This window comes from Syntrophomonas sp. UBA5494, from assembly GCF_002426325.1.
The window spans coordinates 1-9,972 of sequence record NZ_DIPG01000081.1; the positions used below are offsets into that span (position 1 = coordinate 1).

Here is a 9,972-nt window from a genome sequence, read left to right on the forward strand (position 1 = left end):
ATGACAAATAAGGCTTTTGCGGCAGAAATAAAAACGCGGGTTATGTATCCGGAAAAAGGAGCCGCACGCATTCTTCAACACAAGATCAACGATATACAACTGGCTGCCGCGGTCAGGGGGGTCTTTGCCGGGAATACCTTCTTTTTAGAGGACTTAAAGAACCCGTTTTCCATGTTTTCAGGAATCACGAAGCAAAGCGAGGCGGAGCCTGACCGTTTCAATAGGGTCGTTATTTTTCCTGTTCCGGCCGATGATGCTAAAATCACCCACGGCGTGATAGTGTTTATGCCGTGAACCAATGCTCTCAAGTTTTCGAGAGACAATAGGGAGGAGGAATGTAAGTATGAAAAAAGTCTTTTGCCGGGCGGTATCACTATACTGGCGATGACCATTGGACGAATTGGAAGGGAGTAAAGAAAAAGTAATTGCGAAGTGGAGGAACATTCATGAAAAAACTATTTGCGTTGACTTTAATACTAATAATGCTCCTGTCGCTTGCGGGCTGCGGCGGTAAGAGCGAAACAGCACAGGACAAAGCGGTTGACAGTGAGCAGGCCAAATCGCAGCAAACCTTGTCAGAACAGGCGCCCGCGCCCGAGAATGCCTCTGACGGCCAAGGCATCGTCTGTGTAAGCTATGAGGCTTATGACGATGCCTGGGGTGATTTCAACAAACATATAAACAAGCAAAGCGATGACCATGAAATCGTATCGGTTCATCAGAGCATGGCCATGCCCCTGGAACTGAAAAACCTGAACTATCTTCTCCCTTTGAGCTTCCTGGGTCAGTCCCAAGTGAGCATGGGCAAATTTGACGCAGCCATGGAGACCGGCATGCTCGACGCGGGCTGGGCGGAAGATGTGGTTCTTACTTATGATGAAAAGGGGGGCTACCTGTTAAAGGGGACTGATCCTCAGGGAAGCGCGTTGGAGATCAAAGTCAGGTACGATGCCAAGGCCGATTCGCTGCGGCTGGAAGGGTATAAAGACGGCGCTCTGGACATGGTGTTTGAATACAGCAAGACGCCCGACGGGTATGCGGCCCAGTATCACTATGAGGCAGTGGTAGATATGGATAAATTTGATGCAGTATACGGACTGTGCACCTATCGGCTCATCTTTGCCGGAACCAATGGTACCTGTGCCAGGTTTGACAACGTGTCTTCTGAACCAGACTCCATTCTTGGCAGCATTCCAGACCCCCAATCCTTTATTGGAGGCGCTACTCACTGGTTCACCATTGCAAATGGAGAATTTACCGGGAAGCTGAACGGAAAAGATTTTTAGCCAGCGTAGCAGTGAAAATATATTGACAGCACAGAAACTGTAGAATCCGGTTCTAATTCCGGCGAAGGAAACGGCGAGACTGACGGTACGGACATATCGATTACTCCCCCTGGGGGATGGGAACATGCGGGCTGACGTTTTGTAGTAATTGCGGAAATTAGGGGCAACACAAGGGGGCGGTTGGGGGGGCACCCCAAACCATCCCCTTGTGTCCATTATTCCATCTGCCCGGGCGTACTGGGATGCACAGCCGAATCCTCAGCCGACTGCGTATCGATTTTCACATATCTTAAGAATGTCCAGCAAGGTGTCCATTTCCATTCCTCCGATTGTTGCTGCCTGGATGTAATTGTATAATGCAGCAGGTTGATTATCGAATGGGACCGTGTGCTTATGGTTACACAGCAGGATTTTATTTAACCATACTAAGTTCTTCTGCACAATCTGCCCTGTCCCCAAACCAACCAACCTATAGCTATCCGGTTAGCAGCTGCCGCTTTCCGGCCAGGTGGGCGACCTTGGCTCGTAAATTGATCAGATAAGTGACCTCCGGCTGCTTCAGGTCCGGGACCGCATCATAGCGTTCCGCCTTCATCGTGTTTATGACCCTTTCCAGGTTACCATTCTCTTCATTAAGAAGTTCCATGACCCGGTCTTTGAAACTGATGGTCTCTTTGATGGAGTTGGCAAAAAAGGTGCGGATCTCTTCCTCGCCAGCCAGAATATAATAGTGGCCCTGGGCCAATATCTCTACCGGCAGAGAGGCAATGCGTTTTAGGGAAGCTAAATAAGCATCGTAGTCAGAAGTAAATTCAGGTGAAACCACGTTATGACTATAGAAAACACCGGCCGCTTCTCCGGCAATGAGAATTTTTTCATGGGGCAGGTAAAAACTGTGGTGATCCTGGGTATGACCAGGGGTAGCCAGCACCTGCAAGGTGGTGCCCCCGATTTCAATCGTCAGCCCGTCTGCCAGTTCCCTATCGATCTTAAAAGGCGCAAAAGGCTCCATATTCAGCAGGGAAGGATCCAGCCCCGGGGTCGACAGTATCTGCTCCAGGGTGCCCTGGTTCAGTTTGTTGATTAATGAAAGCGCATTGGGGCGCTGCAAAATATTGGCCGCTGCGGATGTGGCAGCGATCTTCATTTCCGGGAAGGCTTTTTGCAAGTAGGCTGCAGTTCCGCAATGATCCCAATGGACATGGGTGATGCAAAGCCAGGCCGGCTGCCTTTGGCCCAGAATAGAACGGATGGCTTCCACATAGATCTTTCCCGCGCAGGTGACCCCCGCATCAAAAATGACCGGTTCCGGTCCATCCAGCAGGAAAATGGGACATTCTATAAACCCCAGATAATAGAAATTATTTTGTATATGCCCAATCTTATCTATGATCATTTCTTAACCCCCCACAGAAGCTGTCATATCGGCGTTTTTCGCTGCCTGGTCTGAACTGCTGTCATTTCTCACTGTTTCTCATTATAGCAGATAAGCTGCAGAGTGAATTACATGTTTCCTGCCAGTAAACTTTTTCAACCAAAGTCAACTACAAATCCATCGTCAGAAAATACATCCCTGGATACAATAATAGTGGAGGTGATAAAAATGTATAAACTAAATATCGGTAAATGCATCGTTCAGAAGCGAAGAGAAAAAGGAATAACCCAGGAAAAACTGGCAGAATATCTAGGCGTCACCAAAGCGTCGGTCTCCAAATGGGAGTCTGGACTAAGTTATCCCGATATATTAATGCTGCCGGAGCTGGCTACCTATTTTAATGTTTCAGTGGATGAACTCCTGGGGTATTCGCCCCAATTGACCAGTGAAGATATCAAAAAACTATACCACCAGCTTTCCCATGATTTTGCCGTTAAGCCCTTTGAAGAAGTGCGGGAGCAGTGCGAGCAGATCATCAAAAAATACTATTCCTGTTTTCCGCTGCTGCTGGCCATGATCCAGTTGTTTTTAAATCACGCAGCCTTAACACCCGAAGCGGAAACCAAAGAAGCCATGCTGCTGCAAAGCATTGCCCTGAGTCAGAGGGTAAAAGAAGAATCAGACAGCATCCGCGATGCCAAGAGTGCCAATTCCATGGAAGCCATGGCCCAGATGGCCTTGGGAAATATCCCGGAAGTGATCCGTTTGCTGGATGATCAATTGATCCCATACAGCGGCGATGATGTCATGCTTATCATGGCCCATCAAATGCTGGGAGAAAACGAGGAAGCCCATAAAGTCAACCAGATCATGCTTTTTCAGAATGTAATCGAAACCTTGACCCTGCTGACCAATTATCTTTCTCTGCACATGACCGAACCGGAACGGTTTGAGCAGATCTATAACCAGGGAAAACAGCTGATCGAGGCTTTTCAGATGCAGGATATTTTGACCAATGCGGTCTACGGCATCCATATCACTGCTGCCCAGGGGTATTTGCTGCAGCAGGCACCGGAAAAAGCTTTACAGGCATTAGAAGAATATGTGAACATCGTCAGCGGGCTGGAGTATCCGCTGAAACAGAAAGGGAATAAATATTTCGATCAGGTGGATCAGTGGCTGGAGGAAAATATTACCATCGGCTCCAATGCCCCCATCGATGACATGACGGTCAAGAACAATTTCATCATGACCCTCGAGGCAAATCCGGGTTTCGCGCCGCTTCATGAAGAGGAAAAGTTTAAACAGCTGCTGAAGAAATTGAAAACCAAGTTGGGTGTGTGAAAACAGCACATCACTATTCCCAGATATCGAGAAATTGCTGCTAATTAAGCGAAGGCCCAACAAAAAATAATCGGTAAATTTTTGCCTGCTGATGAACGCTTAATACAACAACAAGGACGCATAAAACGTCCTTGTTGTTTTTATTTGTACAAACCTTGCTTTGTACTCTTAATCGCTAGTTATTCCCGAAGTCTTTTTCCCCAGGCTTCAAAATCAGGCAGGAAGTTAAATGCGAAGGGGTAGTGGGGCATTACTGATTCGACCTCCAATTGGGCAGCACAGCTGGTTGTAAGTCCTCCATATTTTGTAGTTGTCTCAATAATAATGGAATCTAATAGTATTATAAAGAGATTTTGCATCTGGAAGGTTATAATGCTGGTTGATACAACAAACCCTCCATTTATACACCACTCCCCAGTTCAAGAGTTAGAATTGAACCGAAACGGAGACCTGCAGGCTCCACCTGAGAGAGAATCTTAGGTTTATTAAACTAGAGAAAATAAGGGGGTAATTATGGATTATAATTGTTTAAGAGAACAGATCACCCGAGATCTTACCGAACTGTGTGTGACTATCGGTGACCGCCATCCCGGCAGTGAACAAAACCAACGGGCAGTCAGCTATACCTTCGGGCGGATGGCTGCAACAATAGCAGATACCGTGATGATTCCGCTCAAATGCCTGGATTGGGAGTACGGTAATATTACCCTAAAAGTCGGTGGCGAGGCCGTTGGGGCCTTTGTCGGTCCCTATAATGAATCATTTCAGATCACCGCTCCATTTAAGATGGCTTCAACCATAGACGAATTAGCCAACACTGACGCTGCTGATCATATCCTGGTTTTACACGGCGAATTATGCAAAGAACAACTGGCCCCCAAGAATTTCGTATTCTACAACCCGGAACACCACCAGCAGATCATCGCTTTGTTGGAAGAAAAAAACCCTTTAGCTATAATTGCCGTAACTGGCTGCAACCCTAATGCGACCAGGGCATTGTGCCCGTTTCCCTTGATCGAAGACGGAGATTTTCTGATACCCTCGTGTTATGTAGACGAAGCAGCAGGGGATCGGATAAAGGCACAATTGGGGGATGAAATCTTTCTTAGTATGGAATCACGGCGCATTCCCTCGCAAGCTCATAACATCATCGGGACCGTAAAAGGCAAAACCAGTGAACGCATAGTCTTCTGTGCCCACATCGACACTAAAAAGGATACTCCGGGAGCAATCGACAACGCCGGAGGCATCTGCCTTTTGCTGGCCCTGGCCGATCAATTGCGGGATTATGCCGGCAAATACAGTATAGAATTGCTGGTGATCAACGGTGAAGACTATTATTCCTACCCTGGGGGAATGCGTTACCTGGAGGACAACCGGGATCGATTGGGAGAGATCCTCATGGTGGTCAATTCCGATGGGGCAGGTGCCCGGGGCAGCCGGACCAGCTTCTGCCATTTCCATGCCAGCGAGGAGATACAACAGATCTTAAATAGCACTTTTAGGGATCAAAACAAATATCTGCCGGTTGATCCCTGGTATTCCGGTGACCATATGACACTTGCCATGAACGGAGTGCCGGCTGTGGCATTGACCACTGAAGCGATCCAGGAGATCTTGACGACCGTGGCCCACACCGATCAGGATACCATTGATGGAGTGGATACAAATATCCTGGCTGGAGTAGCCCTGAGTCTACGTGAACTAATAGACCGGCTGAACCTGCTGACCGGAAGCTGATCATGTGACCCATAAAAATGTGATTAATGAAAGCGGTGGGACCTTCTTGGCTAAGACCTACTCCACCAAACAAATAGCAGAGCTTTCAGGTGTTCATCCCAATACCGTTCGTCTTTATGAGAAATGGGGCTTCATAGCCCCTGCCCAGCGCCGGGACAACAACTACCGTGTCTTTACGGATGAACACCTCCAGCAGATGAAACTAGCCAGGACGGCCCTGCCTGGGCCTTATCCCCTGCCAGGCCAGATAGTACAGACGATGGTCAGGGAGTTTGCCTCAAAAAACATTGCCGGCGCACTTTTACTAGCCCGCGAGTACATGGATCGAGTGGAACATGAAAAAGCCCGGGCCACTGAAGCTCTGAGCATACTGGATAAATGGTTTGAACAAAAGACCGGCGATAAGAATCAGCTGGCAGTGACTGGCAGACGGCGGGCTGCTGACGATATCGGCGTTTCTCTGGATACCTTACGGAACTGGGAGCGCAACGGCTTGTTCTCTGTCGTCCGGAACGACCGAAACCAATTGCTCTTTTCCGCATGGGACATGGAAAAAATCAGAGTGATTCGGCTGCTTAGAAACTGCGGGTATACCATCAGTTCTCTACTGCGGGTCTTTGGCGATGAGGAAAACCTTACTGAAAAGCCTTCTTTGCTTTTATCTCTACCTGATAATGATACCGATTTTTTCTATGTGACCGATCTTTTCCTGGAGTATCTAGATGGACACTATGATAGAGCCAAGAGGATAATGGATTTCATCGAAGCAAATCATGATGGGAATAACCAGGGGTAACTAGGGGGACGGTTCGAGACCACTGAAAAAATACCAAAAATTCCGTTAGAGTATGTGTAAATTATACTAGTGACCGTTGGTAAAACTTTCGGTTAGAGTGTAGAGATTGCCGCGCTACGCTCGCAACCTTAATAGTGAGCGACAGCGAACACCAGTAGTACCCGCAGGGTGCAAGGAAAGCTTTCTAGTGTCATTGCGAGCGTAGCGCGGCAATCCCAATCAATCCTTGCTCTTAATATCTTTTTACCTACTTTTTCAGTGGTCTCGAACCGTCCCCCTGGTTAGGTGCTATTTTTTGCACTTTTTGAGGGGATCCATTATGCATTTGTTGTAGGGCAATAAAAACTCCCTGATACCACTGGCATAGGGGGCAATATCGTATTGCTGAAAATAGACTACCACTCCTGACGGGGTGACGTAAAAGCTATTTACATTGAAGGTCTGATCTACCAGCTCTTCATAATTTTCAAAATAGATGTCGGGGTTTTCCTTTATTTGCTCAATGATTTTATTCTTAATATACGTTTTATAATTAGCGGAACACTTATACAATTCCCTGAGTTTTAAGATTCGCCCGGTTCTTAGATTCCAGGTTTGAGAAGTCCTATTTGTTAAACCGTGGGCTCCGCCGGTGTACTGGTAATTGTCGAAATATGAACTGATAATGCAAGCTTGGTTATAAGTTAATGCGAAGGTCTGTAGGGCCTCGAACACTCGCACCGGGAATCCGTTATTGATATCATCCAGATACTGGTCAACTGCCATTTGGTAAAGCTTGGTACGGAAATTGTTTTGCAGTGCCAGGGCGTTGCTTTTGTAGAACTGGTTTACAGTTTTAATGCTCTTTGGGTAGTTATCTGCAACAAACTCAGGATATTCAATTCGATAGTTTAAGACAGTGACACCTTCGTATTTCATCTCTTCCGTAAGTACCATAGTGTTAAAAGGTATCGATTTTTTCACTATTATCACCTCATGATAAGTTATTGGCTGATGTTACATTTGGTGACTATCTGTAAACGATAACCGCCGTGAAATGGTTCTCTTGACATCCCCCTCCTTTTTAAACTCCCTGGCACCCTCTAAATGGCAAATATTGGGGAGATGAAAGCTTGCGAACTCCTTATAAAGCTATAACTCAAAGATACTCCATAATAATTCCCTACACAGTCCAGCTTGCCGTTTTACAAAAAAAGTAATAATAATATACAATATATCTATAATTTAATAGCTTAGCGTATTAAACTACTTCAAAATCGCCGAATCTTCTGAGAGAAGAGCGGGGGAACCAATAATTGGGGTTAATCTGTTTGAGATGAGAACATATCAAATGGTAGGGCTACCCTTAGCCCGAACCCGTCAGCTAACCTCGTAGGCGTGCAAGGGAAGAATTGGGCAATATATCGTTGGCCGGATTGATTCCGGCCAACTTTGTTTTTATATTACCTTTTTATTCTTCCTTAAAATCGATCTGTGAGTAATAAGAGGAGGTATAAGGATTTTGAAAACTCAAATTTTATCTATTCAATCCAGAGAAGATTGGTCAGATTGGAGATGGCAAATGAAAAACCGTATTCAATCAACCGATATGCTGGCTAAAAATTTAATTTTGCCCGCTGAAAAGCTAATGGATATAAAAATGGCCAGCGATATTTTCCCTATGGCCATTACACCTTATTATGCATCTTTGATTAACAAGAATGACCCCAGGTGTCCCATTCGCATGCAGTCTATCCCTAGTAAACAGGAGCTTATTATGAGTAACTGCGATATGGATGACCCCTTACATGAAGACGCTGACTCACCTGTCCCTGGCTTGACTCACCGCTACCCCGATCGAGTGCTCTTAATAGTAACTAACGAGTGTTCCATGTACTGTCGCCATTGTACCCGCAAACGCAAGGTAGGAGATAGCAACAGTTCCATAGTCGATCAAAATATTATTCTGGGTATTGAGTATATTAAAGCTCATCCGGAAATACGGGATGTACTGTTGTCCGGAGGAGATCCCTTTATACTGTCTACCAGCCGTTTGGAACGAATCATACGTAAGGTAAGGGAAATTCCGCATGTACAGGTAATTCGCATCGGAACCCGCACACCGGTGGTTATGCCGCAACGTATCACTGATGATCTGGTGAAAATGCTCAAAAAATATCATCCCATATGGATCAACACTCATTTTAATCATCCGCATGAGTTTACTCCTGAAGCCACAGAAGCCCTGGCCAAGCTGGCCGATGCTGGTATTCCGCTGGGCAATCAGACCGTTTTATTAAAAGGAGTCAACGACTGCCCGATAATTATAAAGAAGTTGTCACATCTTCTGGTAAAAAACCGGGTTCGTCCCTATTATCTTTACCAATGTGATTTATCCCGTGGAATTGAACATTTTCGCACTCCTGTGGCTAAAGGGATAGAAATTATGGAATCTTTAATTGGACATACTTCTGGATTTGCAGTACCTTCTTTCGTCGTGGACGCACCGGGAGGAGGAGGGAAAATTCCGGTTAGGCCTAACTATCAGCTATCAATGACCAATACCAAAACGGTTTTGCGTAATTATGAAGGTGTCATATCTGTCTATAAGGAACCTCAAAACCCTGATGGCTGTTGTTCTCCCACCTGTAAATTATGTGAAGATCGCCATGTGAAAAATGAACCAGTCGGCGTGCAAAAGCTGCTTGACCAGAATAACCAGGTTGTCAGTCTGATCCCGGAAGGCAACCGGCGTCATGCTCGCAATAAAAGCTCCTAAAGGATAAGCTCATGTCACTTAGCACAACAAATAATGAAAGTCTGTATTTAGATCGTTGGGAAGATATAAAGACTCATGATTTCAATTGTCATATTCTGATATCGCCATATAATAAAAGGATAACCGTTTATGAATTTCATCTAAGCCGCGACAGTGCTGCGGTTGAGATGGTGAAAACCCTGGACAAAAAGGCTTCCGAAAATGCCCTCGACAAGATATGGCTCAAATCAAAAGCCCAATATCATACTGCCTTTACAATTGCCGGAATGAGGTTAGAAGCATATGTTCCCGGTTACTTTAGAGGTAAGGAACCAGCTCTTATTTTTGCCCGATATCTTGGTAAGCAGAGACAAATACCGTCGAACGCCACCAGTAAGAAATTGGTTGATAAACTGATTGGCAGGGTTGAGACCCCAGCTATCAAACGCAAACTTCCCCACGGTATCCAAATTAAATGGGGAGAAAGAAAACATAGGGTTGCATTGGCCAATTTATACAGCCAGGTTTTTACCACTTACCCTTTTCCGATTTTCGATCCTGTTTTTCTGGAGTCCACCATGGTGCAGGCAAGTACTTACTATATAACGGCTTGGCATAACCAAGACCTGATCGCGGCTTCCTCGGCAGAGATAAACCGCGCCCAGCTAAATGCAGAAATGACCGATTTCGCTAC

At 45.9% G+C, this 9,972-nt stretch carries 9 protein-coding genes and 1 riboswitch; of the genes, 7 read left to right on the top strand and 2 right to left on the bottom strand.

Annotation, left to right across the window (positions count from 1 at the left end; genetic code table 11):
* Both B3W37_RS08940 and B3W37_RS08945 read left to right on the top strand, forming a co-directional pair.
* Positions 1-294 (top strand): hypothetical protein (locus B3W37_RS08940; RefSeq protein WP_483175450.1); only part of this gene is annotated, 294 nt, incomplete at its 5' end.
* 152 nt (positions 295-446) lie between these two features.
* Positions 447-1,286 carry an LptM family lipoprotein gene (locus B3W37_RS08945; protein ID WP_483175451.1) on the top strand — a complete coding sequence of 280 codons (840 nt, stop codon included), beginning with the start codon at positions 447-449 and terminating at the stop codon, positions 1,284-1,286.
* 475 nt (positions 1,287-1,761) lie between these two features.
* Here the strand turns inward: B3W37_RS08945 and B3W37_RS08950 are convergent, their stop codons facing one another.
* Positions 1,762-2,682: an MBL fold metallo-hydrolase gene (locus B3W37_RS08950; RefSeq protein WP_483175452.1), complete on the bottom strand. Its 921-nt coding sequence runs from the start codon at positions 2,680-2,682 to the stop codon at positions 1,762-1,764.
* Positions 2,683-2,889: 207 nt separating this feature from the next.
* Between B3W37_RS08950 and B3W37_RS08955 the strand changes: the two genes are divergently transcribed.
* The 3 genes from B3W37_RS08955 to B3W37_RS08965 all read left to right on the top strand — a co-directional run bounded on the left by B3W37_RS08955 (position 2,890) and on the right by B3W37_RS08965 (position 6,541).
* Complete coding sequence (locus B3W37_RS08955) at positions 2,890-4,005, top strand: helix-turn-helix domain-containing protein (protein WP_483175453.1); 1,116 nt, start codon at positions 2,890-2,892, stop codon at positions 4,003-4,005.
* 513 nt (positions 4,006-4,518) lie between these two features.
* Positions 4,519-5,745: a M28 family peptidase gene (locus tag B3W37_RS08960; protein ID WP_483175454.1), complete on the top strand. Its 1,227-nt coding sequence runs from the start codon at positions 4,519-4,521 to the stop codon at positions 5,743-5,745.
* Between the two features lie 46 nt (positions 5,746-5,791).
* Positions 5,792-6,541 (top strand): MerR family transcriptional regulator, encoded by a 750-nt coding sequence (locus B3W37_RS08965; RefSeq protein WP_483175455.1) that lies wholly within the window; start codon positions 5,792-5,794, stop codon positions 6,539-6,541.
* A 288-nt stretch (positions 6,542-6,829) separates the two neighbouring features.
* On the opposite strand, the gene B3W37_RS08970 is transcribed toward B3W37_RS08965, so the two are convergent.
* Positions 6,830-7,504 (bottom strand): DUF3298 and DUF4163 domain-containing protein, encoded by a 675-nt coding sequence (locus B3W37_RS08970; protein ID WP_483175456.1) that lies wholly within the window; start codon positions 7,502-7,504, stop codon positions 6,830-6,832.
* A gap of 284 nt (positions 7,505-7,788) precedes the next feature.
* Positions 7,789-7,934: riboswitch (cyclic di-AMP (ydaO/yuaA leader) on the top strand.
* Positions 7,935-8,033: 99 nt separating this feature from the next.
* Here B3W37_RS08970 and kamA point away from each other — a divergent pair.
* Together kamA and B3W37_RS08980 are read left to right on the top strand one after the other, a co-directional pair.
* On the top strand, positions 8,034-9,299 hold the full coding sequence (gene kamA, locus B3W37_RS08975) for a lysine 2,3-aminomutase (RefSeq protein WP_483175466.1): 1,266 nt from the start codon (positions 8,034-8,036) through the stop codon (positions 9,297-9,299).
* A gap of 11 nt (positions 9,300-9,310) precedes the next feature.
* Positions 9,311-9,972 (top strand): putative beta-lysine N-acetyltransferase (locus tag B3W37_RS08980; RefSeq protein ID WP_483175458.1); only part of this gene is annotated, 662 nt, incomplete at its 3' end.

Coding starts and splice junctions, on each gene's coding strand:
- B3W37_RS08945 (WP_483175451.1), top strand. CDS start 447: ATGAAAAAACTATTTGCGTTGACTTTAATACTAATAATGCTCCTGTCG.
- B3W37_RS08950 (WP_483175452.1), bottom strand. CDS start 2,682: ATGATCATAGATAAGATTGGGCATATACAAAATAATTTCTATTATCTG.
- B3W37_RS08955 (WP_483175453.1), top strand. CDS start 2,890: ATGTATAAACTAAATATCGGTAAATGCATCGTTCAGAAGCGAAGAGAA.
- B3W37_RS08960 (WP_483175454.1), top strand. CDS start 4,519: ATGGATTATAATTGTTTAAGAGAACAGATCACCCGAGATCTTACCGAA.